Below are 24264 nucleotides of genomic sequence, written 5' to 3' on the forward strand. Positions count from 1 at the left end.
CGCCGGGACCGGCGCCCCGGGAGGGCGGCCGTGGCAGCCCCCGACACCGCAGGCCGCCCCCGGCAGCCCCTACGCGGCACAGGCGCCGTCCGGCACCGCCGGCGCACCGAACCCGTGGACGCAGCCCAGCCCCGGCGGCCCCTACGCGGCCCAGGCGCCGTCCGGCACCCCCGCGACACCGAACCCGTGGGCACAGCCCACCCCTCCCGCGCAGGACGGCTACGGGCCCGCCTACCCGGGCACGTTCCCTCCACCGGGGGCGCCTCCGGGCCAGGGCTGGGGCCCCGCCCATCCGCAGCAGGGACCGGCGCGGCCGGGAGGCCCGTACGGCGGCCGCCCCTTCCCCCCGGCACCCCTGTACCAGGCGCCGCCCAAGCCGGGCGTCATCCCGCTGCGGCCCCTGGGGCTGGGAGAGATCCTCGACGGCGCGTTCCAGGCTTGCCGGAAGAACCCGCTGGCCACGTTCGGCACCGCTGTCCTCCTGCAGGCCGTCGTCGCGCTGGTGACCGTCCTCCTGCTCGGGAACGCCTTCTCGTCGCTGGCGGCGCTCGAGGCGGACAGCGGGTCGATGGACAACTTCATCGGGGCCCTCGCCGGGTTCAGCGTGTTCGCCGCGGTGACGAGCGTGGTGTCCGCGGCAGCCCTGCTCGTCCTGCAGGGCATCCTCGTGATCCCCACCGCCCGGGCCGTCATCAACCAGGGGACGTCGTTCGGCCAGGCGTGGCGGATCGCCCGGGGCCGCCTCCTCCCGCTGATCGGGTTCGGCCTCCTCACCTTCGGAGCAGGGCTCCTGGGTCTCGCCCTGCTGGTCGCGCTGTCGGCGCTGGCCGTCCTGGGGCTGGACAGCTACTCGCCCCTGGTGGTCGTGCCGCTCGTGATCGGCGCGGTGGTGGCACTGGTCTGGGCGAGCATGAAGATCGTCGTGGCACCCGCGACCCTCATGCTCGAGGGAACCGGGCCGTGGTCGTCCGTCAAACGGTCCTGGTCGCTGACCCGCGGGAACTGGTGGCGCACGTTCGGCATCGTCCTGCTGACGAGCGTCATCGTGTCGATCATCGGCTCCGTCGTCTCCTTCCCGCTCACGTTCGCCGTGTCCACGGTGGTCGGTTTCAGCGCCTCCGCGTCCGGGACGGCCGACGTCCTGGACTCGCTTCCCGTGATCCTCGCCTCGCAGGCCATCGCTGCACTGTTCTCGGCCATCGGTTACGCCTTCCAGGCCGGGGTGACCTCCCTCCTGTACGTGGACCTCCGCATCCGCCGCGAGGGCTTCGACGTCGTCCTGATGCGTGAGCACGAGCGGGCCGCAGCGGGTCCGAACGACTTCCTCCCCGGCCGGACCGCGTCCTTCGGGCACCAGCCGGGCGGACCCGCGTGATGCCCGGTCCGCTTGTGGTGCGCCCGTGCGACGACCGCGCGTGACACCCGGACCGCGCATGCTGCCCGCACCGGACGCGGAGGAGGCCCGCCGCCTGCTCCAGGACGAACTCGCGAAGTCCGCCTATGTGGAGGCGCAGCCCAACATCGTCGAGCGCATCCTGGGCGACCTCCTGCGCAGCATCGTCGACCTCCTGGACGGGATGAGGGGGCTGGGTGCGGGCCCGGGGACGCTCGTCCTCGCGGTGGGCGCCGCGCTCGTCGTCGTCGTGGCCGTGCTGCTCGTCAGGCCGCGCCTCAACGCGCGTGGCCGCCGCCCGGAGGCGGGGGTCTTCGATGACGGCGTGCGGCGCTCGGCCGCCTTCCACCGGAGCCGTGCCTCGGCGCTCGCCACCGACGGGGACTGGAACGGCGCCGTGGCGGAGGTGCTGCGTGCTGTGATCCGGTCCGCGGAGGAGCGCGTGGTCATCGAGGAGCAGCCCGGCAGGACGGCGACGGAGGCCGCCCTTCAGCTCGGAGGCGCGTTCCCCTCCCTGTCCTCCGACATCACCTGGCTCGCCGACCGCTTCAACGAGACCCATTACGGCAGCGGTGCCGCCACGGGCGAGGACTACCGGCGCGCGTCGAGCCTCGATGGGCGCCTGACGGCCGAGCGGCCCTCCGCGGCCGGGACCGCCACGACGCCCGCAGCCCCCCGATGACGTCCCGCGGAAGGACTCCCGGCACGGAGGCTCCGGGGCCGCAGCCGGCGTCGCGGGTCGAGGTCATGGGCGATGGCGGGAGCGTGCTGGCGACCGCCCGCTCGCGCATCCGGCGGTCCGTCCCCCTGATACTGGCAGCCGTCGTCGTCGCGGTGATCATCCTGGTCAACCTCCTGCCGGGGCAGGAGACCGACGACCGCCCGTTGTCCCCCGGGAACCCGGCACCGCAGGGCGCGCGGGCCGTGGCGGAAGTGCTCGCCGCCGAGGGTGTCGAGGTGGTGCGTGCCGACTCGTTCGACGACGCCGTCGAGGAGCTGGGCGACGGGCCGGCCACGCTGTTCCTGAACGACGCGCGCCAGTACCTCAGCGCCACGCAGGTGGCGGACCTGGTCGACGCCGCCGACCGTGCGGTCCTGGCGGCGCCGGGCCCCCGGCAGCTGACCGCCCTCGAGGAGGACTTCGAGGTACTGGGCCCGCTGCCCCTCGACCTCGGCGATCCCCCGCCGCTCGCCGCGGAATGCCCCGACACCGACGCGACAGCCGCCGGCACGCTCTCCGCGACCGGGACGGCGTATTCCGGCGCCGTGGAATGCTTCCCCACGACGGTCGGTGACGCGACGGGCGGCCTGTTCGTCACGAGCGAGGACGGCGCGGTGGCCGTGCTCGGCGCGCCATCGATCCTCTCCAACGGCTCTGTCACCGACGACGGCAACGCGGCCCTCGCCCTGCGGGCGCTCGGATCCGCCCCGACGCTCGTCTGGTACGAGCCGACCGGTGCTGACATCGTCTCGAGCGGCGAGGGGATCGATCCGAGGACCCTCCTGCCGCCCTGGGTGGATCCCCTGCTGGTCTGGCTGCTCGCATGCACGATCCTCGCGATGGTGTGGCGGGGCAGGCGGCTGGGTCCGCTGGCGGCCGAGCCGCTGCCCGTGGTCGTCCGCGCGGCCGAGACGGCGGAAGGGCGGGCGAGGCTCTACCAGGACTCCCGCTCGGTGGCGCACGCCGCCGCGAACCTGCGCGCCGCGACGCTCTCCCGCATGGCCCGGCGGCTCAGGGTGGACCGCTCGGCCTCCCCCGTGGACGTCCTCGAGGCCATGTCCCGCCACAGCGGTCGCACCCGGACGGAGCTCCAGCAGCGGCTGCTCGACCACACCCCGACCACCCCTCGCGAGCTCGTGCTGTGGGCACAGGAGCTCCTGGACCTCGAGAAGGAGATTCCCTCATGAACGATTCCGTCGACCGGCAGGACCGACCCCTGCAGGTGCCCCCGGCCGCATCGCCCGCCGGCGCCTCGCCGGCCACCCGTGTCGAGGATCGGACGGCGCAGGCCGGGCAGCCGGGGGCGGACCACGACGGCGAGGCCGCGCGGGCCGCGCTCCTGCGGGTCCGCGCCGAGGTGGGCAAGTCCATCGTGGGCCAGGACGCAGCCGTGACCGGCCTGCTCATCGGACTCCTGGCCGACGGGCACGTCCTGCTCGAGGGCGTCCCTGGCGTCGCGAAGACCCTGCTCGTACGCACCCTCGCCGCGGCCCTGGACCTCGACACCAAGCGCGTGCAGTTCACGCCCGACCTCATGCCCGGCGACATCACGGGCTCGCTGATCTACGATTCCAGGACCTCCGAGTTCACCTTCCGCGAGGGGCCGGTCTTCACCAACATCCTGCTCGCCGACGAGATCAACCGCACGCCGCCGAAGACGCAGGCCTCGCTGCTCGAGGCGATGGAGGAACGGCAGGTCTCCGTCGACGGCGTCTCGCGCAGCCTGCCGCGCCCGTTCGTCGTGGCGGCCACGCAGAACCCGGTGGAGTACGAGGGCACCTACCCCCTGCCCGAGGCGCAGCTGGACCGGTTCCTGCTCAAGCTCACGCTGCCGCTCCCGGGGCGCGACGACGAGATCGAGGTGATCCGCCGCCACAGCGTCGGTTTCGACCCGCGCAACCTCGGTGCCGCCGGCGTCCGCGCGGTCGCCGGGGCGGAGGACATCGACCGGGCGCGGGCCGCGGTGGCACGCGTCGCCGTCGCACCGGAGGTGCTCGCCTACATCGTGGACCTCGTGCGGGCCACGCGGTCCTCGCCGTCGTTCCAGCTCGGCGTGTCGCCCCGCGGCGCCACCGCCCTGCTGAACACCTCCCGCGCCTGGGCGTGGCTCTCGGGCCGGTCCTTCGTGACGCCCGACGACGTCAAGGCCCTCACCCTCCCGGCCCTCCGGCACCGCGTGGCGTTGCGGCCCGAAGCGCAGATGGACGGCGTGCAGGTCGACGACGTACTGGTCGGCATCCTCACCACCGTCCCCGTCCCCCGGTAGCGGGCCGGGTGCTCCCTGCCGGGAGCCCCCTCGCCCCGTCTGCCTGTCCGTCTCCACGAGGAGCCTCCTTGGTGATCACCGGCCGCCTGGTCCTGCTGGCGCTGCTCGGCGTCGTGCCCGTCGTCCTGTACCCGGGCGCCGCCTCGATCCTGCTGTGGGCCGCGCTGCTCGCCGCCGTGACGGCACTCGACCTGTCCCTCGCCGCCTCCCCGCGGCGGGTGGGGATCGTCCGTACGCTGCCCGACAGCGTGCGGCTGGGCGAGGAGTGCCGCAGCGCCCTGGTGCTGCGCAACGACACCCCGCGCCCGCTGCGGGCCACGGTGCGCGAGGCGTGGCAGCCCTCCGCGGGCGCCGCCGATCCGGAGCAGGCCCTGCGGGTACCGCCCGGCGAGTCGCGCCGGCTGGCGGTCCTCCTGCGTCCCACGCGCCGCGGCGTCCTGCGCGTGGGGACGGTCACCATCCGCAGCTCCGGGCCGCTCGGCGTCGCAGCCCGGCAGGTCACCGTCCCGGCTCCGGGGGTGCTCCGTGTGCTGCCGCCGTTCAACTCCAAGCGCCACCTGCCGTCCAAACTACGCCGCCTCCGCGAACTCGACGGCCGGTCGGCGGTCCAGATCCGGGGCGCCGGCACCGAATTCGACTCCCTGCGCGACTACGTCCGGGGCGACGACGTCCGCTCCATCGACTGGCGTGCGACAGCGCGCCGCCGCGACACCGTGGTACGCACCTGGCGCCCGGAACGCGACCGGCGTGTGGTCGTCGTGCTCGACACCTCACGCACGTCCGCGGCGCGCGTCCTCGACGAGCCGCGCCTGGACACCGGCATCGAGGCGGCGCTGCTGCTCTCGGTCCTCGCCGAACGCGGCGGCGACAAGGTGCACTTCCTCGCGTTCGACCGCAGGCTGCGGGCGCGCGTCGACTCCACCGCGAAGGGCAACCTCCTCGGCTCGCTCGTGACGGCGATCGCCCCCCTGGAGCCGGAACTCATCGAGGCCGACTGGTCGCGCGTCCCCGCGCAGGTGCGGGCCGCCTCACCCCACCGCGCCCTCGTGGTCCTGCTGACCTCACTCGACTCCGGCGCCGTCGAGGAGGGCCTGCTGCCGGCCCTGCCGGGCCTCACCGGGCGCCACGCCGTGGTGGTGGCCTCGGTCCGTGATCCGCGGCTCGAGGAGATGACGGCCGGCCGCTCGACGGCGGCGGCGACGTTCCGTGCCGCGGCCGCCGAGCGCGCCCTGCTGGACCGCGCGGCGATCGCCGACCAGATCCGCCTGCTCGGTGCGGAGGTCGTGGACGCGGTCCCCGCGGAGCTGCCTCCGCTGCTGGCCGACGCCTACATCAGGCTCAAGGCGGCCGGGCGGCTGTGACGGGATTCGACTACTCCTCCACCGCCAGCCGGCCTGCCTACCGGGACCTGCCGGGCGACGTCCGACGAGGCGTCGCCGAGGCCCTCGGCGGTCCGCCCGCGGAGGTCCGCCTCGCCGGCGGGGGTTTCACGCCCGGTTTCGCGGCGACGGTCCGCCGGGGCGGCGCGTCGCTCTTCGTCAAGGCGGCCCCCGAGTCGTCGGCCTTCGCGTACCCGGCCTACGTGCAGGAGGCCTCTCTGCTCGCCGCGCTGCCCGCGGGCCTGCCGATCCCGCGCCTCCTGTCGACGCAGCACCTCGGCGCCGACGGACCCGGCGAGGCGTGGGTCCTGCTGGTCATCGAGCACATCGCGGGCACCCTGCCCGGAGGCCCGTGGACGCAGGGGCAGGCGGAGGCCGTGCACGCCGCCCTCGTCGACTTCGACGGGAAGTCCCGGAGGATCCCCGCCCACCTGGCCACCGGGTCCATGACCGATGGACTCACGGATGACGAGGCCGTCATGGGGGTCTTCGGGCGCTGCGCGACCGGCGGGCGGTCCCCACGGTTCCTGCCCGCGCTGGGAAGGCGGCACTGGCTCGAGCTCCAGGGGCTAGTGGACCGGGCGCCGTCGCTGCTGACCGGGTCGGCGATGGTCCACAACGACCTCCGCCCGGACAACATCATCCTCGAGCGGTCGTCGGGCCGTGCACTGGTGTGTGACTGGACCTTCCTCACCAGGGGCCCGGCGTGGGCCGACTGGGTGGCGCTGCTGCCCTACCTGCACCATGACGGGCTGGACGCCGATGCCTGGATCGGTGCGTCCCCGCTGTCCGCCGGTGTCCCGGCCGAGGCCATCGACAGCTGGCTGGCGGTGCTGGCCGCCTACATGGTGGTCAGCGGCCTCGCTGCCGACGTGCCGACCAGCCCCCGGCTGCGGGCCCACAACCGGTTCACCGCCGGCATCGTGGTTGACTGGTTGTCCGAGCGACGGGAGTGGACGGTATGACCTCGATCTACCAGCAGGCCATGGGCAGCGACTTCGGCCGCCTGCAGCCGGAGCTGCGCGAGTACTTCGGACTGCACGCCGGGAGCGGCCTCGCGGGCCACGGGCGCGGGGTCTTCGACGTCGCCGGCTGTCCGGCATGGTTCGCCCGGCCGGCGTTCCGCCTCACGGCGCTCGAGAACGCGTTCTTCCCCGAGTACCGCGACGACGTCCCGTTCACGATCAGCAACTATCCGCACATGGACCCGTTCGGCCGTCCCGCCCTGACCGCGTGCCGGGAGCTCGACTTCGGCAGCGCGCTGCGCGTCTTCGAGGACACCACGTCCCTGCAGGACGGCGTCCTGACCGACTACGTGGGACGGCACCGGCGCATGGCCACCCTCCTGACCTGCACCCCCACGGACGACGGGCACCTCCGCATGGTGTCCTCCCGGACCCGGGTGTTCGCCGGGCTCCGCCTGCCCCTGCCGGACGTCGTCGGCGCCCTGGCGTACGTGGAGCAGTGGTGGGACGACGACGCCGGCGCGTTCCGGATCTCGACGAACGTGATCCACCGTCAGCTCGGTACCCTGCTGGTGTATGCGGGCACCTTCGACTACCACGTCGAGGAGTTCGACGGCATCCTGCCCGCCCATGCGCTCCCGCGGCGCTGGGAGGCGCGCGTCTGATCGGGGCGAGCCGGCCGGAGAGTCCCGCTCAGCCCTCGGACCGGACCTGGTCCAGTGCGTCGGCGACCTGCGCCAGGCGCGTGAGTGCCCGCACGGCATCGCCCGGCGAGCGGGATTCCAGCCCGGCCCGCGTCGTCACCGTCACCGATCCGAGCTCCGTCACGGGCAGGCCCACGCGCCGCCATGCGGCGAGCACCGATTCGGCGAGGACCCTCACCTGGGGATGGACTGCCCGGGGCTCGAGGACCGCGAGGAAGAGCTGCCGTCCCGCCTCGACGTCCTCGGCGAGCGCCTCCCACTGGCGGTCGCCGAGACCGGCAAGATCCAGGGACAGCGCCGACGCGGCGACGGCCCGGGCGGCGTCGAGGGCCACGTCCCCGCGGCCGGGTGCCAGCACCGTGCCGGTGGCCCCCGCGGCTATCGCCGACGACGTCACGAGATCCCACGCCTCCGTGGCCTCACGCCGGTCGACGGCGCGGAGGGTGCGGTAGCCGCTCGCGGTCGGCACGCGCCCGGTGAGGACGTCCTCGGCGTCCGGCTCGTCGAGCTGGAGCAGGATCTGCGCTCCCCGGGCCACGGCCGCCACGCGGCGGACGAGGTTCGCAGTCCCCGCCGCCAGCGACTCGTAGATCTCCCGGCGGGCACCGTGGTCGATCAGGACGCGCTCGCCGCCATGGAGGTGGGCGCCCGCCGCGAGGGACAGCGGCCCACGCAGGTGCAGCTTGAGGTGCGACGCGGGACGCTCCTCCGCACCGGCGACGTCCCCGAGTGCGCTGATGTCGGAGGACAGGGCCGAGTCCGCGCGGCGCTGGTCCCGGCCGGGCCGAGGCACCAGGCGCCAACCGTGCGGCTGCAGGTCGAAGGGCAGCTCGACGAGGACACCGAGCGTGCGTCCGACGGCGTCGCTGCCGGGGCCACGGGCGGGCAATGAGGGCAGGAAGGGTATGTTCGCTCCCCCGAACTCGCCGCGCACCGCGCGGTTGGCCTCGAGGGGGTCGGTGCCCGGCCAGTCGCCGGCGGCCGTCGCAGCGACGGATCCGTCGCGTGCCTCGTCAGGCATGGGGCTCGCGGGTCTCCGCGCCGGCGGGCGCCGATGCCGGGACGTCAGGGCCGGGAGTGCCGGTGCCCGCGTCGCCTGCGGGCCGGCGGTTCTCGGAGATCGCCTGGTGGTGGCGGATCACCTCGGAGATGATGAAGTTCAGGAACTTCTCCGCGAAGGCGGGATCCAGCTGCGCCTCCTCCGCCAGCATGCGCAGCCGGGCGATCTGTGCCGCCTCACGCTGCGGGTCTCCGGCGGGGAGGTCGTGCTCGGCCTTCAGGTGTCCCACCCGCTGCGTCGCCTTGAAGCGTTCGGCGAGCAGGTAGACGAGGGTGGCGTCGATGTTGTCGATCGAGCTCCTGACCGAGAGCAGTTCGGCCATCACCTCGGGGGCCACGCCTCCTGCGAGGGAACTGGCGGCAGGGTCGAAGCCGCTGCGGGGATGCGTCATGACTCCAGTCAAGCAGAACCCGGGTGCGCCCCGTGAACTGCGACTAGCCTGCCGCGGCGAGTTCGGGACGCAGTGCCGAGCGCGCCGCATCGATGGTCGCCTGCCCGAGCACGCGCGTGTCCTGGTACAGCACCACGGTCTGGCCGGGAGCCACACCGCGCATGGGTTCGACCAGCCGCACCAGGAGCTGCTGGACCCCGTCGACGGACTCGACCGAGGCGCGTGCCGCCACGGGATCGCCGTGGGCCCTCACCTGGGCCATGCAGGCGAACTCCTCGCCGCGTGCCACCTCGGCGATGGGCAGGCCCGCCCAGGACACCTTGATGCCGCGCATCTCGTCGATCGCGAGCAGGTGCTCGGGTCCCACCACCACCTCGTTCTGCTTGGGGCGGATCTCCAGGACGAAGCGCGGCTTGCCGTCCGCGGCGGGGGTGCCGAGCTTCAGGCCGCGCCGCTGGCCGACCGTGAAGGCGTTGGCGCCGGGGTGGCTGCCGATCCGCTCGCCGTCGACGTCGAGGATGGCGCCCTCGGTCATGTCGATGCGCTCCTCGAGCCAGCCGCGGGTGTCGCCGTCGGGGATGAAGCAGATGTCGTGGCTGTCGGGCTTGTTCGCGACCGAGAGGCCACGCCGCTCGGCCTCGGCGCGGACCTCGGCCTTCGACGGCGTCTCGGCGAGCGGGAACATGGAGTGCCGGAGCTGCTCGTGGGTCAGCACGCCGAGCACGTAGGACTGGTCCTTCGCCCAGTCGGCAGCACGGTGCAGCTCTGGGTTGCCGTCGGCGTCCTCGACGACCTTCGCGTAGTGGCCCGTGCAGACGGCGTCGAAACCGAGAGCGAGCGCCTTCTCGAGCAGCGCGGCGAACTTGATGCGCTCGTTGCAGCGCATGCAGGGGTTGGGGGTACGCCCCGCCGCGTACTCGGCGACGAAGTCGTCCACGACGTCCTCCTTGAACCGCTCGGAGAAGTCCCACACGTAGTAGGGGATCCCGAGGATGTCGCACGCACGCCAGGCGTCGCGGGAGTCCTCGATGGTGCAGCAGCCGCGGCTGCCGGTCCGCAGCGTCCCGGGCATACGGGACAGGGCCAGATGGACGCCGACGACGTCGTGCCCCGCCTCGACGGCCCGCGCCGCCGCCACCGCGGAGTCGACGCCGCCGCTCATCGCTGCCAGCACCCTCATGAGAAACCCGTTCCTGCCGTCTTGATGGTCGATGCGTGCCCCGCCATGCCCGCCGTGCGGGCCCGGGAGTAGGCCTCCCCGATGACGCGCACCACGGCGTCAACGTCGTCGGCCGTGGATGTATGCCCCAGGCTGAACCGCTGGGCGCCGCGGGCCTCGTCCTCCGTGAGGCCCATGGCGAGCAGGACGTGCGAGGGCCGCGGCACGCCGGCGGTGCAGGCGGAGCCGGTGGAGGACTCGATCCCCGCGAGGTCGAGGAGGAACAGGAGGGAGTCGCCCTCGCAGCCCGGGAAGGTGAAGTGGACGTTGCCGGGCAGCCGTGCGCCCTCCGGGGCGGGGTGTGCGACCCCGCGCAGCACCGCGTCCGGCACCTCGCGGAGGATTCCCTCGATGAGGCGGTCCCGGAGACCGGCGATCCGGGGTCCCTCGGCGCCGAGGCGGGCGACGGCGTCGTCGGCCGCCGCGGCGAAGGCCGCGATCCCCGCGCCGTCGAGGGTGCCCGAGCGGATGTCGCGCTCCTGCCCGCCGCCGTGCTGCACGGGGGTGAGTGTGACGGCGCGGCCCACGAGGAGGGCGCCGACGCCCACGGGACCGCCGATCTTGTGGGCGCTGATCGCCATGGTCGCGAGCCCGGAATCCCGGAAGGACACCGGGAGGGAGCCGAAGGCCTGCACGGCGTCGCTGTGGACGGGCACGCCGTAGCGGGCGGCCTCCTCCACCACGGCGCGTACCGGCTGCACCGTCCCCACCTCGTTGTTGGCCCACATGACGGTCACGAGCGCGATGCGCTCCGGTGCGTCGGCGATCGCGGCCCGCAGCGCGTCGAGGGACACGACGCCGGACGCGTCCACGGGCAGCCAGAGGACCTCGGCGCCCTCGTGCCGCTCGAGCCACTCCACGGTGTCCTGCACCGCGTGGTGCTCCACGGAGCTGCAGAGGATCCGCGTGCGGGCCGGATCCTCGGCCCGGCGCGCCCAGTACAGGCCCTTGACGGCCAGGTTGTCCGCCTCGGTGCCGCCCGAGGTGAAGACGACCTCCGAGGCGTGCGCCCCTGCGGCCGCGGCGATCGTCTCCCGGGCCTCCTCGACGGACCTCCTGGCACGACGGCCCGAGCCGTGGAGGGAGGACGGATTCCCGCTCCGGCTGAGTTCGCGGGTGAGTGCGGCGAGCGCAGGCGCCGAGATCGGCGTGGTCGCCGCGTGATCGACATACACGGGCATCCCTCGATTCTACGGGCGCCACGCCGCAGGGCCGAACTTGCACTGCGCATCCCGAAGCTCCCCACCAGGCAGCACGTCCGGCTTTCAGTGGTACAAAGACAGGGTGGACAGTCAGGCAGCGGCTCCTTCCTCCTCCGGCACCTTCCTGCCGGCTCTCCGGCACGCGGTGCACACGTTCGGCACGCGCACCCTGGACTTCGACCGGCAGGTGGCCCTCATGGCGGTCGTCAACCGGACGCCGGACTCCTTCTACGACGGCGGGGCCACCTTCGCCCTCCAGGCCGCCGTCGACGCCTCGCTGAAGGCCGTCGAGGACGGCGCCGACTGGGTGGACATCGGTGGCGCCCCTTTCTCCCCCGGCGAGCCCATCCCGGCGTCGCAGGAAGCGGACCGCATCGTGCCCGTCATCCACGCCGTACGCGCGGCGTCCGACGTCATCATCTCCGCCGACACGTTCCTCCCGGAGGTGGCCCGCCAGGCGCTGGCCGCCGGGGCCAACGTGGTCAACGACACCACGGGGCTGCGGGACCCGGACATGGCAGCCGTCGTGGCCGACGCCGGGGCGCACCTCGTCATCACGCACAGCCTCGCCGCGCCCCGGACCGTGTACCCGCGGCCCACCTACGACGACGTCGCCGCCGAGGTCGCCGACTTCCTGCTGCGCAGGGTCGACGACGCCGTGCGGCTGGGCATCCCGGAGGACCGCATCCTCCTCGACCCCGGACACGACCTCAACAAGAACACGCTGCACTCCCTGGAGATCACGCGCCGGTTCTCCGAGATCGCCGGCCTCGGCTTCCCCACCCTCGCCGCGGTGTCCAACAAGGACTTCATCGGGGAGACCCTGGACCGCCCGAAGCGCGAACGCGTGGAGGGTTCGCTCGCGGCCGCCGTCATCTGCATCCTCGGCGGTGCCCGCGTGGTCCGCATGCACAACGTCCAGGCCTCCCGGGCCGCCATCGACATCACCGAGGCGGTGCTGGGATGGCGCGAGCCCGCCTACCTCCGGCACAACATGGGCGACGTCAACGAGCCGGTGGCACCGTGATCAGCTCGCTCGTCCCCGCGTCCCCCGAGGCGCTCGACGACGCCGCGCTGCACCGCCTCTACGCCTACCCCGCCGTGGACCGGCCCTACGTCCGCTTCAACTTCATCGCCGCCGCCGACGGCGCCGCGACGAGCGGCGGCCTCTCCGCCGGGCTGGGGAACGACGGCGACAAGCGCATCTTCACGGTCCTGCGACGCCTTGCCGACGTGGTGCTGGTGGGGGCGGGCACCGTCCGCACCGAGGGCTATGCGGGCAGCCTCGTGGACGACGACGCCCGGTCCTGGCGCGCGGAGCACGGTCTCGCACCCCACCCGGCCGTCGCCGTCATCTCGGGCAGCCTCGACCTCGACCCGTCCGGCGGGTTCTTCAGCAGCGCCCCGGTCCGGCCGCTCGTCCTCACCAGCGCGGGCGCGCCGGCCGCGAGGCGCGCGGCGCTCGCCCGGGTGGCCGACGTCGTCGACTGCGGCATGGACACCGCGGAACCGTCCGCCGTCCTGGCGGAGCTCGGCCGCCGGGGGCTGCTGAGAGTCCTGTGCGAGGGCGGTCCGGCCGTGCTCGGCGGCTTCACCCGCGCCGACGCCGTGGACGAACTGTGCCTGTCGATCAGTCCCTTGCTCGCCGGCGGTGACGGACCCCGGATCGCGGTGGGTGACAGCCCGGAGGGCGCCGTCGCCCTGACGCTCGCGTCCCTGCTCCTGGAGGACTCGGCGCTCTACACGCTGTACCGTCGCGCATCCTGAGCGGTCCTTCGGAGCCGTCCCCCGAGTGGACTCCTGCCCTACCGCGGTTCCAGCGGCCCGGCGCGGACCGGGCGAACTTCCCCGGTGCGTCCTCCGTTGTACCTGTGCCCGATCACCGGGACCAGACGCACGCACCGTACCGACCGCTTTGGCCCGGTGCTGCGTGTGCCTCTAGTCTCGGGTGGTATCAGGGCCAGGGGAACCGGTCCCTGCCCCGAGACCAGACGTCCACGAAAGGCCCGATCGATGCCAGAGGCAGCACGGAAGTCGTACTACGACGTCCTGGGCGTGCGCCCGGGAGCCGGTGCCAAGGACATCAAGAGCGCCTACCGCAGGGCAGCCCGGGCGGCGCACCCCGATCTCGGCGGGACCGCGGCCGATTTCCATGACGTCGCCGTCGCCTACGAGACCCTGAGCGATCCGCAGCGCCGCGAACGCTACGACGCCGAGACCGGACGGGGACGGCCGGCACCCGCCGGCGTCCCGGACCGTGCGACAGCGCGCCGGGACGGGACGCCGGGACCGACGGCGCCGACGCGCACGCGGGTCGAGGACGAGGACGCGGCCCGGTCCGCCCCGGACTACCTGCCCCCGTTCTCACCCTCCGCTCCGCCCGCCGTCCCCCTGATCGCCGCCGGCAGGCAGCTGCACGGTGCAGCCCGTCAGCCGGGGATGTTCGCGAGGCTGTCGACCGGCGTCCGCGCCCGGGTCGACGGCGAGCTGCGCACCTCGGCCCTGCTCGACCGGGCGCTGCTGCCCACCTACCCCGCAGCACGCCTGGTCAACGGCGTGGAGTTCGCGGACCGCGAGAAGACGACGGCGGGGCACGTCCTGCTCGCCGGCTACCGGATGGCGGTCATCGACTCCTTCACGGCCTCTCCGGGCAACTTCTCCTGGGACGGGCGTGTACTGCGCCATCAGGGACGGCCCGTCGAGCTGCAGCTGCCCCGGACCCTGCGGGCGGTCCAGGAGCTGTTCCCGGACTGCAACGTCGCCGGCTGGGTCGTGATCCACGGAGCACCGGACAACCCCTTCGCGCCCGTCATCGACGTCCCACCGGGCTTCGACCGCGCGTCCCCCGCCGTCGTGCAGGTGGTCAATGCGGGCACCGCCGTCCGCACCATCCGCTCCTTCCTGGCCTCCGGCCCCAGCCCGAACGTGGTGCAGCTGCCGGCGCTCGCGCGCTTGCTGTCCGCAGCCGGAAGCTAGGATGAAACGGTGTTCCGCATCCTCTTCCACACGCCCGAGATCCCGGGCAACACCGGCGCCGCCATCCGCCTGGCGGCCGTGGCCGGCGCCGAACTGCACCTCGTGGAACCACTCGGGTTCAGCCTGGAGGACTCGAAGCTCAGACGGGCGGGGCTGGACTACCACGACCTCACGGTGCTGCACGTCCACGCGAGCCTCGAGGACGCCTGGGCCGCCCTGCGGCCCCGTCGGGTCTTCGCCTACACCTCCGACGGTGACGTCTCCTACACGGACATCGCCTACGAACCGACGGACATCCTGATGTTCGGCCGGGAGTCCGACGGCCTCCCGGCCGAGGTCAAGCACGACCCCCGGGTGACCTCGCGCGTCCGCGTCCCCATGCTCGCCTCGCGCCGCTCGCTCAACCTCGCCAACACCGCGTCCATCGTCCTCTACGAAGCCTGGCGCCAGCAGGGCTTCGCGGGCGCCCAGCGATGACCCACGCCTAGGAGTCCCCCATGCCCGCTCGCCATGCCGCAACACTGCCCGACGGCGGAGCGGAGGACTACGACCGCCTCGCACCGGCCGTCTGGAACCCGGTGAGCAACGCCGTCGTCGCCGCCGCCGACGTGCTGGTGGGCGAGCGCGTGCTCGACGTCTTCGCGGGCACCGGCGCGGGAACCATCCCCGCGGCACAGCTGACGGGCCCGGACGGCCACGTGGACGCCGTCGACCGCTCGTCGGCGATGCTGGACCTCGCGGAGGCGAAGGCGGAGGCGCTCGGACTCGGCAACGTGGCGTTCCACCGGGCGGATCCCGCCGCCTGGACCGACACCCCGTACGACGCCGTCGTCAGCTGCTACGGCGTCTTCCTCCTCGACGACATGGACGCGGGCATGGACAGGATCGTCCGCCTGCTGCGCCCGGGCGGGCGCGTGGCCCTGAGCGCCTGGGACGACGGCGCCCTGGAACCCTTCGGCGAGATCCTCCTCGAGACGCTCCGGACCTCGGGAGGCGGCCTCGCATCGACCGGACACCCGGCGGCACCGGTCTTCGTGGAGAACTGCCGGCGGCTCGCCTCCCCGGACCGGCTGACCGAGTGGTTGCGCGCACGGGGGCTCACCGACGTCTCCGTCGAGGAGTTCGGACTGACCGTCCCGCTGGATCCGGATCTCGCCTGGTCGCTCGCGCTCGGCAGCGGGTATCGCGGGCTGCTGCCGGACGAACCGGATGCCCTGCAGGACATCCGCGGGGCGTTCGTCGAGCGCCTCGGCGGCACGCTGGTCCTCAACGCCGACTCGCTGATCGCCGTCGGCTCGTCGCGCTGACGGAGGCCGGCCCCTGTCGGGGCCATCCGCGGACCCTGCAGCACCGAAGAGTAGATGTCAGCGGAAAACCGGATATCGGGGGGGGTGCAGCGCAATGGTGCTTCTGCAGCACGGACGTCAGCGTCCCCCGCGGCACGGCGCGTCACAGCGTGTTCGGCCTTCGGCGGGCAGCGCCCTATGCTGGAGCCCTATGGAAACGCCACGAGTTAGCCGGGTCAGCCCGATCGCTCCCGCAGCAGACGAGGCGGCCGTCGATCAGGACACAGGTGCCACCCTGACCGACCTGCTGCTGAGGATCGCGGAACAGGACCGTACGGCGTTCGCCCACTTCTACGAGCAGACGTCCAGGCGCGTCTACGGGCTCGCCCGACGCGTACTGATCGACCCCGACCTGAGCGAGGACGCCACACAGGAGGTCTACCTCCAGGTGTGGAACACCGCCGAACGGTTCAACCCGGCGCTGGGCAGCCCGATGGCGTGGCTCATGACGCTGGCCCACCGCCGCGCGGTGGACAAGGTGCGCTCCGAACAGAGCGCCACCGACCGCGAGGCCCGGTACGGCGCCGCCACGCAGACGATCGACCACGACGACGTCGTGGACACCGTCACCCAGCGCCTCGAGGCGGAGAGCGTGGTCCGATGCCTGGACACGCTCACCGAGACGCAGCAGGAATCGGTGAGGCTGGCCTACTACGGCGGCCTGACCTACCGCGAGGTGGCCGAGAAGCTCGGCGTCGCGGTGCCGACGATCAAATCGAGGATCCGCGACGGGCTGATCCGGCTCAAGACATGTTTGGGGGTGACCTGAGATGCAGGACAAGGATATGAACAGACGATTCGCAGACGACCTCTCCACGGACCTGGCACGAGGTCACGTCCTCGAGTGGGCGGAGCTCTACGCCCTCGACGCCATCAGTGCAGAGGAGCGCCGGCAACTCGACGGGTACCTCGAGGACGCCGAGCCGGCGGTCGGGGCCACGTTCGCCGACCGTGTCCGCACGTGCCGCGAGACCGTGACAGCCTCCTACGCGACGGTCCAGGCCAAGCCTCCGGCCGACCTCCTCGAGCGCATCATGGCCCGGCTGCCGGAGGCGGAGGCCCCCTCCGGTGCATCCGTCCGGACGCTGCCGGTCGTGGCCGGGACGGACTCCCCCGCGGACGTGCGGACCGGCGGCGCCGCTGATGCCGCTGCAGACCCGTCCGGGCAGGACGAACTCGCCCAGCGACGGTCCGCACGGACCTCGATGTCGTCGCGGGCGTCCCGCTGGGTCGTCGCCGCGGCTGCGGCGGTCGTGATCGCCGTCGGCGGCGTGACCATCGCGCAGAACCTGCAGCAGTCGACGGTCCAGCAGCAGGTGCTCCAGGCGTCCGACGTGCGGACGGAGCAGCTCTCCCTCGAAGCGGGTGGGACGGCGGATCTTGCGGTCTCCGGGGAGGAGGACGCCGCCGTCGTCACGCTCAGCGGCGTGCCCGCACCGGCGGAGGGCTTCGTCTACCAGATGTGGCGGATCCCGGCCGACGGAGCGGCGCCGGTGTCCGAGGGCACCATGTCCGGCGAGGACGTGGCGGGGACCAAGGTCACCGAGCTTCCGGGCATCAGCGGCTTCAGCGCGATCGCCATCACGGTCGAGCCCGAGGGCGGTTCGGCCACGCCGACCCTGCCGATCGTCGCCCAGATCCCGCTGGGAGCCTGACCGGGTCGGGCATCACCGGCTCCGTCCTGGTCGCGTCCGGCGTGACCTGACGACACCCGCTCCGTCGTACCTCCCCGGCCCTTTTCGGCCGGATCCGCCAGACCTCCGGCTCCGTCGTACCGACGGCGCCGGAGGTGCTTCCGGGACCTTTCATCGGCCGTTCCGGGGCGGGTCAGAAGCCGGCGATCGTCTCGTCCGTGTTGACCCCGACCACGTGGAACGCCTCGGCGCTGCGGCCTTCGGGCAGGCCCCCGCGCCGGGCATTGTCCTGCAGGATGGCCCGTACCCGCGACTGCATCCGCTCCACGTCCGGATGCTGGCTCCGGTGTGCTGTGATGGCCGCGATCTTGCGGTCCTCCAGCCCCGTCACGTCGACGAAGCGGTTCTCGAGGTGGGCGGGACCGCCGTAGAACCACAGCCACGGGACGCGGAAGCTCCGCAGGCCGGCAGCCTCGAGTTCGGGGTAGGCGAAGGGGTTCTCCACGGCAGGATAGACAGCCCTCGTGACCGCCTCCCCGCAGGCGAGGTGGTCCGGGTGGCTCTTCTGGATCCGGTCCCAGCTCCGCTCCGGGTGCATGGACAGCACGATGTCAGGACGCACCTCGCGCATGCGCCGGACGATCTCGCGGACGACGGCGTCCGTGGGCGCCAGGTACCCGTCCGGCTCGCCCAGGAAGGTGACGTCGGTGACGCCGACCAGCGCCGCGGCCTCCCGCTGCTCCGCCCGGCGCAGACCCGCGATGTCGGGGCGATCCTCCTCCGAGAAACCCCCGGCGTCGCCGTCCGTCAGGATGCAGTAGCTCACCTCCACCCCCGCGGCGGTCCACCCCGCGATCGTGGCGGACGCCCCGAAGTCGAGGTCGTCGGGGTGGGCGGCGAACACCAGCACGCGCCCGGGCGCTGAGGGATCGGCTGCGGGTGCCATGGTCTACAGGCCGCGCTTGCGGATCTCCTCGGTGGCCTGCGGCAGCACCGTGAAGAGATCACCCACGATCCCGAAGTCGGCGATCTCGAAGACGGGTGAGTCGGCGTCCTTGTTGATTGCGACGATCACCTTGGAGGTCTGCATCCCGGCCTTCTGTTGGATCGCGCCGGAGATCCCCACGGAGATGTACAGCTGGGGCGACACGGTCTTGCCGGTCTGCCCGATCTGGGCCGAGTGCTCGATCCACCCGGCATCGGTGGCTGCCCGGGACGCGCCGACGGCGCCTCCGAGGGCATCGGCCAGGTCCTCGAGCGGCCCGAAGTCGCCGTCGACGCCTCGCCCACCGGCCACGATCACCCGGGCCTCGGCGAGTTCCGGCCGGCCGCTCGCCGGCTTCTCCACACGACCGGTGACGCGCGCGGCGGCCTGGGGCACGTCCACCGGGATCCGCACTTCGCGCGGTGGGGCCGCAGCGCCCGCTTCCACGGCCTCGAAGCTGTTCGGCTTGACCGTAAGGATCGCGACGTCGGTCGTGGCGCGGCACTCGACCGTGTAGGAGCCGGCGAAGTCGGACTTCGTGGCCGTGAGGTCGGCGGCCAGTGCGACGACGTCCGTGATCACCCCGGCCTCGAGCCGGACGCCGAGCCGCGCGGCGATCTCCTTCGCCTCGTAGGAGTTGCCGAGCAGGACGATGCCGGCGCCGGTGGCCTGCACGGCCACGGCGAGGAACGCAGCCTTGCCGGCCACGAGCACCTCGGACACGGCGGCGGCCTCCGGGCGGTACACCTCCTGCACACCGTAGGAGCCGATGCCGTCGAGGTAGGCCTGGTCGGCGTCCCCCGCGAGGGCGACCGAGACCTGCCCGAGGGACCCCCCGAGGGAGAGGAGCTCCCGCTCGCTCTTGGCGAGGCTGGCGCCGGGGTGGTCGAGGAAAACGAGGACGGTGCTCATGGCGGGATCTCCTGGGACTGAGGGGACGACGGGGTGGGCTAGAGGAGTTTCTGTCCCGCAAGGAAGTCGACGAGCCGGACGCCGGCGTCGCCCTCGTCCGTGATGACGACTCCCTGGCTGCGCGGCGGCCTCGGGGCGGCCGCCTGCACCCGGGTCCACGACCCGGTGAGGCCGACCTCGTCCTGCTGGACGCCGATGTCCTCCAGCGACAGCACCTGGATCTGCTTCTTCTTCGCCGCCATGATGCCCTTGAAGTTCGGGTAGCGCGGTTCGTTGATCTGGTCCGTCACCGAGACGAGCGCCGGCAGGGACGCCTCGATGGTCTCGGCGTACGTGTCGTTGTCACGTCGGGCTGTGAGTCCCCACCCGTCGTCGCGTGGTGCGAGGTCGAGCGACGCCGCGAAGGTCACCTGCGGCAGGGTGAGCCGCTCGGCGAGCTGCGCCGGGACGAGCGACGTCTCGCCGTCGGTGGACGCCATGCCGGTGAGGATGAGGTCGAACGGCCCGAGATGCTGCAGCAGCGCGGCGAGGGCCTTCGAGGTGGCCGAGGCGTCGGATCCGTTCAGCGCCTCGTCGGTCAGGTGGACGCCGTCGTCGGCGCCGATCTGCAGTGACTTCTTCACGGCGTTGACCGCCGCGGCCGGCCCCATGGTGATGGCCGTGACCCGGTGCCCGGCGGCCGCTCCCCCGTGCGCCTCGACGAGCTGGAGGGCGGCTTCGAGGGCGTACTCGTCCAGTTCGGAGAGGATGCTCTCCGCGCGGACCGTCGTCAGGTCGTCACCACCGATGTGGCGGTCGAACTGAGCGTCCGGAACGTGCTTCACCAGGACCGCGATGCGCAGTCCTCCTGCTGTGGCCTCGTCCATTGATGACCTTCCTCGTTCGGGGCGTTCCCATCGACTAGCTAACCATAGGTGGAGCGTCCGGCTACCGACGGCGGCGCCCGCCGGTCGGGTCGCGCCGGAGGCCTCCGACCCTCCTTCAACGCACGGGAGGCGGTCCCTGATCCGGGACCGCCTCCTGTGGGTTGCTCGCCGTGGTTCCCCGACGCAGGCTGCCCTGCTACGGGGTCGGTGCCTGCGCCAGGGTGACCTCCACGGTGCGGGCGTCCCCGTCGCGGAGGATCTCCAGGGGTACCTGCTGCCCGACCGACTGGATGCGCACCGCCGCAGTCAGGGACTGCGGGTCGCTGATGGGGTAGTCGCCCACCTTCGTGATGATGTCGCCCACCTGGAGCGAGGCACCGGCCGCGGGCGATCCCGGCTCGATGGTCTGCACGAGGGCACCGGAGGAGAAGGTGGACTCGCTCCTGGATCCGTCGCTGGATGCGTCCGTGACGCTGACGCCGAGGAATCCGTGTTCGGCCTCGCCGTCCGCGATGATCTCCTGCGCGATCCGGTTGGCGTAGTTGATCGGGATGGAGAAACCGACGCCGATGTTGCCGGTGGACTCACCCGATCCCCCTGACGCGATGGCCACGTTCACCCCGATGATGCGTCCGTCCGCATCCACGAGCGCGCCGCCGGAGTTGCCCTGGTTGATGGCGGCGTCGGTCTGGATGACGTTCAGGTAGATGGATCCCTGCGCCTGGGTCTGCTGTCCCCCCGATCCGCCCGGAGGAAGGAAGTTGAACCCCTCGCCGTCGTCGGAGCCCATGCTGTCCGGCTGCTCCTCCGGTACCGCCGAGGACGCGACGCTGATGGTGCGGTTGAGGGTGGACACGATGCCGTCGGTGACCGTGCCGCTGAGGCCCAGTGGCGCACCGATCGCGATGGCCGTGTCACCGACGTTGAGCTCGTCCGAGTCACCGAGCGTGGCGGCCTTCAGGTCCGGTGCCTCCACCTTGATGACCGCGAGGTCGCTGAGCGGATCCGTGCCGACCACCGTCGCGGGGAAGACGCGCCCGTCGTTCAGTTTGACCTCGATCGTCGGGTCCGAGACCTGGCCGCCGAGGGTCACCACGTGGGTGTTGGTCAGGATGTGCCCGTCCGTGTCCAGGATGATGCCGGACCCGGACCCGCTCGAGCTTCCTCCGCTGACGGCGATCGTGACGACGCTCGGTGTCGCCGTCACGGCGGCACCGGTGATGGTGTTCACGTCCTCGGTGTTGTTGACCACGACGGAGTTCGGCGCCGCCTGGGACGTGCCGACGGGTGCATCCTGGTCGAGGGCGTCGTAGGCGGCCGTGGCGACGCCGCCGCCGATCAGCCCCGCGGCGAGGACCCCGGCGGCGAACGTGGCGAGGCCCACCCGCCGGCGGTCGCTGCCGGTCGTCCGTACTCCGGGTTTCTGTGCCGCCGGGCCGTGACCGGTCTGCTCCCCGTAGAAGGGCTGGTGGCCCGCGTAGGCGGGGTGCGCGGCGGTGTCCTCCGGGGAGAGCCCGCCGTCCTCCGAGCCGCCGCGCTGCCGGTCCTGCCAGCCGGCCCCCCAGGACGGCGGGTTCTGCGGTTGGGGAGGAAGGGGGCGGTCGGTCTTGCCGGGCACGCCTGACTGCTCGTTCATCGGAGGTCCTTTCGTTGCTGTTGACCACATTCTGGCAACCTTCGCTGAGCATCAAGCATGCGTTCGCTGTGCGGTGTCTGGGAGGTTGCTGGACCCGCCGGCGTGACGGGTCCACCGGGACGTGGCCGCCCTTACCCCCAGTATCGTCCGTCACGGCCTGCACCCGGCGCTGCCGGGCGGAGACGCACGAGAGTGACCCTTTAGCGGGCGCGTGGTAGATGCTCACGGGCGGCGAGGGAGCCGCAGATCCCGCCGGGTTCTCCAACTGCAGCGGGAGGCGTGCACCGGCCGCCCTCGTCGCTTTCGCTAGGGGCTGATGCGCGGTGGTGGACGCTCCCCGAGCCCAACCATAGAATCGGGAAGACAGGGAGCCTCCGGCGTCCGCCGCCCCCAGTCCTGGGACCGGTAGGGTCCGGGGGACGTGTCGAAGGGTCGAGAATGCGAATGTTGAGCAGGCGCACCCGCGTCGCTGCTGTCCTGGGCGCCGTCATGGCGATCCCCCTGGTGTCGGGTACGGCGGCCATCGCCGACGAACCGCTCACCTTCCCGTCAGGCGATTACGTCATCGACAACGCCGGCGTCCTCACTGCGGCCGAGGAGAGTGAGCTCGAGGCCGCGATCGAGGATCTTCGGTCACAGGAGGGCTTCACCGTCCGTGTCGCGTACGTCGACACTTTCGAGAGTCCCACCGAGCGCGCCTCGTGGGCGACGGCGTCGGCACAGCTGAACGACCAGACCTCGAACGAGGGCATGCTCGCAATCGCCGTCGATCAGGGAGCGGCTGCCTACGTGGTCGGCAGCGGATCGGCGATCGGCGGTCAGGGCCAGGCGATCTACGACGAGTTCATCAGCCCCGAGCTCCGGGCAGGGGACTTCGCCGCCGCGGGCCTCGCAGCGGCCCAGGGAACCGAGGAGGCGCTCTCCGGCAACACCGGGGGCACGACCAACGGCGGAACCTCCTCCGGCACCAGCGGTTCCTCCGGCAGCAGCGGGCTCGGCGGCCTGGTCCTCGTGGGCGGGCTCGTCGCCGTCGCCGGTGCGGGCGGCTACCTGCTCCTGAAGAGCCGCGGCACCAACAGCGCACAGCGCAAGCGGGAGCAGTACGGGTACGGCCCGGTGCCGTCCGCCAGCGGCGAGATGGTGGACCCGCTCGCCTCCGTCAGCGTCGAGGACCTGCGCAAGCGGGCCGGGAGCCTGCTGGTGGCCGCCGACGACGCCATCAAGTCGAGCGAGCAGGAACTCGGTTTCGCGGAGGCGCAGTACGGCAGCGAGGCCATCGCGACGTTCTCGCAGGACATCACGGCGGCCCGGCAGCACATGAGCGAGTCCTTCAAGCTGCAGCAGCAGCTCGACGACCACATCCCCGACACGGAGCAGCAGCAGCGCCAGTGGCTCGGGGAGATCATCCGCCGTTGCGAGGACGTGAACGCCTCGCTGCAGGCCCACAAGACCGACTTCGACGCGCTGCGGGAGCTGGAGCGGAACGCTCCCGAGGCACTGAGCCGCGCGCAGTCCGCGGCCGGTGGTGCCCAGCGCCGTTTCGCGGCGGCGGAACAGTCCCTGCGGACGCTCCAGGGCCGCTACCTCGAGACCGCGACCTCCCAAGTCGCGGACAACATCGAGCAGGCCAGGGAGCGCCTGACCTTCGTCGACAGCGCAGCCACCGAGGCCCAGTCCCGTATGGCCGCCGGCGATACCGGGCGCGCCGTGATCGCGGTCCGGGCCGCCGAGGAGGCAGTCCACCAGAGCACCGTGCTCCTGGACGCGATCGACAAGCGGGCCGAGGAGCTCGCGGCGGCCGAGCGTGAGCTCGAACGCGCCCTGCCCGAGACGGAGCAGGACCTCGCGCAGGCGCAGGCCATGGACCGCACCGGACAGTACCGCGACCTCGCCGGCCCCATCGCTGCCGCCCAGGCCGCGGCGGCCACGGTGCGCCAGGAGCGGCAGAACGCACGGAGCAATCCCCTTGCGCTGCTGCAGCGGCTCGAGGCCGCCCACGCGCAGCTCGACGCCGCCCTGGGCGGTGTGCGGGACCAGGCCGAGAACAACCGGCGGGCTCAGGACTCCCTCCAGCACGCCATCATCGCGGCACAGTCGGGGATCTCCGGGACGGCCGACTACATCCGCGCGCGCCGCGGCGGCGTGGGCAGCGAGGCACGCACGCGCCTGGCCGAGGCCGAGCGCAACCTCGACTACGCCGTCGATCTCCAGCGCTCGGACCCGGTGACCGCACTCTCCCACGCGCAGCAGGCCTCGATGCTGGCGGACCAGGCCGCCCAGCTCGCGGAGCAGGACGTGGACGGGTTCGGGCGCGGCGGCATGGGCATGGGCGGGTACGGTGGCCGGGGCGGCGACGGCATGGGCGGCGCCCTGCTCGGCGGGATCCTCCTCGGGTCCGTGCTCAACGGCGGCGGCTTCGGCGGAGGCTTCGGCGGATTCGGCGGCGGCGGGTACAGCGACGGCGGCGGGGGCTTCGGTGGCGACGGCGGCAGCTTCGGCGGCGGCGGCTTCGGCGGGTTCGACGGCGGCGGCGGCGGATTCGGAGACTTCGGTGGAGGCGGCGGAGACTTCTAGGTCACCCCACCTCCCCGACAGCAGGACGCACGGAC

23 protein-coding genes are annotated in these 24264 nt (G+C 72.7%); 15 read left to right on the forward strand and 8 right to left on the reverse strand.

Going from position 1 to position 24264, the window contains the following annotated elements; genetic code table 11:
- From CI785_RS13875 to CI785_RS13905, 7 genes are all read left to right on the forward strand, one after another.
- A partial coding sequence (locus CI785_RS13875) for a DUF7847 domain-containing protein (protein ID WP_105032705.1) occupies positions 1-1375 on the forward strand: 1375 nt, incomplete at its 5' end.
- 58 nt (positions 1376-1433) lie between these two features.
- Entirely contained in the window at positions 1434-2075 is a 642-nt protein-coding gene (locus tag CI785_RS13880; RefSeq protein WP_105032706.1) for a DUF4129 domain-containing protein, read from the forward strand.
- An 83-nt stretch (positions 2076-2158) separates the two neighbouring features.
- On the forward strand, positions 2159-3301 hold the full coding sequence (locus CI785_RS13885) for a DUF4350 domain-containing protein (RefSeq protein ID WP_170068242.1): 1143 nt from the start codon (positions 2159-2161) through the stop codon (positions 3299-3301).
- Positions 3298-4380 carry an AAA family ATPase gene (locus tag CI785_RS13890; protein WP_105032708.1) on the forward strand — a complete coding sequence of 361 codons (1083 nt, stop codon included), beginning with the start codon at positions 3298-3300 and terminating at the stop codon, positions 4378-4380. Before CI785_RS13885 ends, CI785_RS13890 begins: the two co-directional genes overlap by 4 nt.
- 68 nt (positions 4381-4448) lie before the next feature.
- Positions 4449-5741, forward strand: coding sequence for a DUF58 domain-containing protein (locus tag CI785_RS13895; RefSeq protein WP_105032709.1), 1293 nt, complete (start codon positions 4449-4451; stop codon positions 5739-5741).
- Positions 5738-6724, forward strand: a complete 987-nt coding sequence (locus CI785_RS13900; protein ID WP_105032710.1) for a phosphotransferase family protein — start codon at positions 5738-5740, stop codon at positions 6722-6724. Before CI785_RS13895 ends, CI785_RS13900 begins: the two co-directional genes overlap by 4 nt.
- Positions 6721-7389: a DUF4166 domain-containing protein gene (locus CI785_RS13905; protein WP_105032711.1), complete on the forward strand. Its 669-nt coding sequence runs from the start codon at positions 6721-6723 to the stop codon at positions 7387-7389. Before CI785_RS13900 ends, CI785_RS13905 begins: the two co-directional genes overlap by 4 nt.
- Before the next feature lie 28 nt (positions 7390-7417).
- Here the strand turns inward: CI785_RS13905 and CI785_RS13910 are convergent, their stop codons facing one another.
- The 4 genes from CI785_RS13910 to CI785_RS13925 are packed head-to-tail and all read right to left on the reverse strand — an operon-like array spanning position 7418 to position 11279.
- Complete coding sequence (locus CI785_RS13910) at positions 7418-8449, reverse strand: uroporphyrinogen decarboxylase/cobalamine-independent methonine synthase family protein (protein ID WP_105032712.1); 1032 nt, start codon at positions 8447-8449, stop codon at positions 7418-7420.
- Positions 8442-8879 carry a chorismate mutase gene (locus CI785_RS13915; RefSeq protein ID WP_240615208.1) on the reverse strand — a complete coding sequence of 146 codons (438 nt, stop codon included), beginning with the start codon at positions 8877-8879 and terminating at the stop codon, positions 8442-8444. Before CI785_RS13915 ends, CI785_RS13910 begins: the two co-directional genes overlap by 8 nt.
- Positions 8880-8922: 43 nt before the next feature.
- Positions 8923-10059 (reverse strand): tRNA 2-thiouridine(34) synthase MnmA, encoded by a 1137-nt coding sequence (gene mnmA / locus CI785_RS13920; protein WP_105032713.1) that lies wholly within the window; start codon positions 10057-10059, stop codon positions 8923-8925.
- Entirely contained in the window at positions 10056-11279 is a 1224-nt protein-coding gene (locus CI785_RS13925; protein WP_105032714.1) for a cysteine desulfurase family protein, read from the reverse strand. Before CI785_RS13925 ends, mnmA begins: the two co-directional genes overlap by 4 nt.
- Positions 11280-11382: 103 nt before the next feature.
- On the opposite strand from CI785_RS13925, the gene folP reads away from it, so the two are divergent.
- From folP to CI785_RS13960, 7 genes are all read left to right on the forward strand, one after another.
- The gene (gene folP, locus CI785_RS13930) at positions 11383-12327 is read left to right on the forward strand and encodes a dihydropteroate synthase (RefSeq protein ID WP_240615209.1); all 945 of its coding nucleotides are present in this window, start codon (positions 11383-11385) and stop codon (positions 12325-12327) included.
- The gene (locus tag CI785_RS13935) at positions 12324-13067 is read left to right on the forward strand and encodes a pyrimidine reductase family protein (protein ID WP_205753639.1); all 744 of its coding nucleotides are present in this window, start codon (positions 12324-12326) and stop codon (positions 13065-13067) included. The genes folP and CI785_RS13935 overlap by 4 nt, the downstream gene beginning before the upstream one ends.
- A gap of 246 nt (positions 13068-13313) precedes the next feature.
- A complete protein-coding gene (locus CI785_RS13940) occupies positions 13314-14276 on the forward strand; it encodes a J domain-containing protein (protein ID WP_105032716.1) in 963 nt (320 codons plus the stop codon).
- 9 nt (positions 14277-14285) lie between these two features.
- A complete protein-coding gene (locus CI785_RS13945; RefSeq protein WP_105032717.1) occupies positions 14286-14753 on the forward strand; it encodes a tRNA (cytidine(34)-2'-O)-methyltransferase in 468 nt (155 codons plus the stop codon).
- Positions 14754-14773: 20 nt separating this feature from the next.
- Complete coding sequence (locus CI785_RS13950; protein ID WP_105032718.1) at positions 14774-15583, forward strand: class I SAM-dependent methyltransferase; 810 nt, start codon at positions 14774-14776, stop codon at positions 15581-15583.
- 190 nt (positions 15584-15773) lie between these two features.
- A complete protein-coding gene (gene sigK, locus CI785_RS13955) occupies positions 15774-16391 on the forward strand; it encodes an ECF RNA polymerase sigma factor SigK (protein WP_105032719.1) in 618 nt (205 codons plus the stop codon).
- A gap of 16 nt (positions 16392-16407) precedes the next feature.
- Positions 16408-17277 carry an anti-sigma factor gene (locus CI785_RS13960; RefSeq protein WP_157940278.1) on the forward strand — a complete coding sequence of 290 codons (870 nt, stop codon included), beginning with the start codon at positions 16408-16410 and terminating at the stop codon, positions 17275-17277.
- Positions 17278-17449: 172 nt separating this feature from the next.
- Here CI785_RS13960 and CI785_RS13965 read toward each other — a convergent pair whose 3' ends face one another.
- The 4 genes from CI785_RS13965 to CI785_RS13980 all read right to left on the reverse strand — a co-directional run bounded on the left by CI785_RS13965 (position 17450) and on the right by CI785_RS13980 (position 21655).
- Positions 17450-18202, reverse strand: coding sequence for a PIG-L deacetylase family protein (locus CI785_RS13965; protein WP_105032721.1), 753 nt, complete (start codon positions 18200-18202; stop codon positions 17450-17452).
- Between the two features lie 3 nt (positions 18203-18205).
- Positions 18206-19153, reverse strand: coding sequence for an electron transfer flavoprotein subunit alpha/FixB family protein (locus tag CI785_RS13970; protein ID WP_105032722.1), 948 nt, complete (start codon positions 19151-19153; stop codon positions 18206-18208).
- A 38-nt stretch (positions 19154-19191) separates the two neighbouring features.
- On the reverse strand, positions 19192-20019 hold the full coding sequence (locus CI785_RS13975) for an electron transfer flavoprotein subunit beta/FixA family protein (RefSeq protein WP_205753640.1): 828 nt from the start codon (positions 20017-20019) through the stop codon (positions 19192-19194).
- Between the two features lie 196 nt (positions 20020-20215).
- The gene (locus CI785_RS13980) at positions 20216-21655 is read right to left on the reverse strand and encodes a S1C family serine protease (RefSeq protein WP_105032723.1); all 1440 of its coding nucleotides are present in this window, start codon (positions 21653-21655) and stop codon (positions 20216-20218) included.
- A gap of 447 nt (positions 21656-22102) precedes the next feature.
- Between CI785_RS13980 and CI785_RS13985 the strand changes: the two genes are divergently transcribed.
- On the forward strand, positions 22103-24229 hold the full coding sequence (locus CI785_RS13985; RefSeq protein ID WP_420808247.1) for a TPM domain-containing protein: 2127 nt from the start codon (positions 22103-22105) through the stop codon (positions 24227-24229).
- Positions 24230-24264: the final 35 nt, after the last annotated feature.

This window comes from Arthrobacter ruber, from assembly GCF_002954225.1.
GTDB classification, from domain to species: domain Bacteria; phylum Actinomycetota; class Actinomycetes; order Actinomycetales; family Micrococcaceae; genus Arthrobacter_D; species Arthrobacter_D ruber.

Bases quoted from the DNA above. Each gene is read 5' to 3' on its own strand.
- CI785_RS13880 (WP_105032706.1), top strand. From the start codon at position 1,434: ATGCTGCCCGCACCGGACGCGGAGGAGGCCCGCCGCCTGCTCCAGGAC.
- CI785_RS13890 (WP_105032708.1), top strand. From the start codon at position 3,298: ATGAACGATTCCGTCGACCGGCAGGACCGACCCCTGCAGGTGCCCCCG.
- CI785_RS13960 (WP_157940278.1), top strand. From the start codon at position 16,408: ATGAACAGACGATTCGCAGACGACCTCTCCACGGACCTGGCACGAGGT.
- CI785_RS13940 (WP_105032716.1), top strand. From the start codon at position 13,314: ATGCCAGAGGCAGCACGGAAGTCGTACTACGACGTCCTGGGCGTGCGC.
- CI785_RS13905 (WP_105032711.1), top strand. From the start codon at position 6,721: ATGACCTCGATCTACCAGCAGGCCATGGGCAGCGACTTCGGCCGCCTG.
- CI785_RS13950 (WP_105032718.1), top strand. From the start codon at position 14,774: ATGCCCGCTCGCCATGCCGCAACACTGCCCGACGGCGGAGCGGAGGAC.
- CI785_RS13910 (WP_105032712.1), bottom strand. From the start codon at position 8,449: ATGCCTGACGAGGCACGCGACGGATCCGTCGCTGCGACGGCCGCCGGC.
- CI785_RS13965 (WP_105032721.1), bottom strand. From the start codon at position 18,202: ATGGCACCCGCAGCCGATCCCTCAGCGCCCGGGCGCGTGCTGGTGTTC.
- CI785_RS13925 (WP_105032714.1), bottom strand. From the start codon at position 11,279: ATGCCCGTGTATGTCGATCACGCGGCGACCACGCCGATCTCGGCGCCT.
- CI785_RS13970 (WP_105032722.1), bottom strand. From the start codon at position 19,153: ATGAGCACCGTCCTCGTTTTCCTCGACCACCCCGGCGCCAGCCTCGCC.
- CI785_RS13975 (WP_205753640.1), bottom strand. From the start codon at position 20,019: ATGGACGAGGCCACAGCAGGAGGACTGCGCATCGCGGTCCTGGTGAAG.
- CI785_RS13980 (WP_105032723.1), bottom strand. From the start codon at position 21,655: ATGAACGAGCAGTCAGGCGTGCCCGGCAAGACCGACCGCCCCCTTCCT.
- sigK (WP_105032719.1), top strand. From the start codon at position 15,774: ATGGAAACGCCACGAGTTAGCCGGGTCAGCCCGATCGCTCCCGCAGCA.
- CI785_RS13915 (WP_240615208.1), bottom strand. From the start codon at position 8,879: ATGACGCATCCCCGCAGCGGCTTCGACCCTGCCGCCAGTTCCCTCGCA.
- mnmA (WP_105032713.1), bottom strand. From the start codon at position 10,059: ATGAGGGTGCTGGCAGCGATGAGCGGCGGCGTCGACTCCGCGGTGGCG.